Raw genomic sequence first — 247 nt, 5'->3', positions numbered from 1 at the left:
GATATAAATAGCTCCGAACGCACCATACATGAAGCACTAATGGCTGTAAAAAACGACGCGGATGAGAAGGTACTTAATAGTAGTCAGATCGTCGATAACGAAAGCTACTTTGAGGGGCAGATGATGCCCATCGTTATTAAACGTTTTATGAAAGACCACAAAATCAAATTAAAACCTGACAGCTCACGCTACATCAATAAGCTGGTTGTCTCAGAATACATCAATGAATATAACGTTGGAGCAAGAC

1 protein-coding gene is annotated in these 247 nt (G+C 39.7%); it reads left to right on the top strand.

All coding sequences use genetic code 11. The annotated features are described in order from the left end of the window. Nucleotides 1-39 precede the first annotated feature (39 nt). Nucleotides 40-247, top strand: a 208-nt coding sequence (locus AAEY75_RS16535) for a hypothetical protein (RefSeq protein ID WP_352260250.1), incomplete at its 3' end; no start/stop codon positions are given.

The sequence above is a fragment of the Psychrobacter sp. TB55-MNA-CIBAN-0194 genome (genome assembly GCF_040309505.1).
Classification (GTDB): domain Bacteria; phylum Pseudomonadota; class Gammaproteobacteria; order Pseudomonadales; family Moraxellaceae; genus Psychrobacter; species Psychrobacter fozii.
The sequence above is the reverse complement of the archived record's forward strand: the minus strand, read 5'-3'. Positions and strand labels throughout refer to the sequence as shown.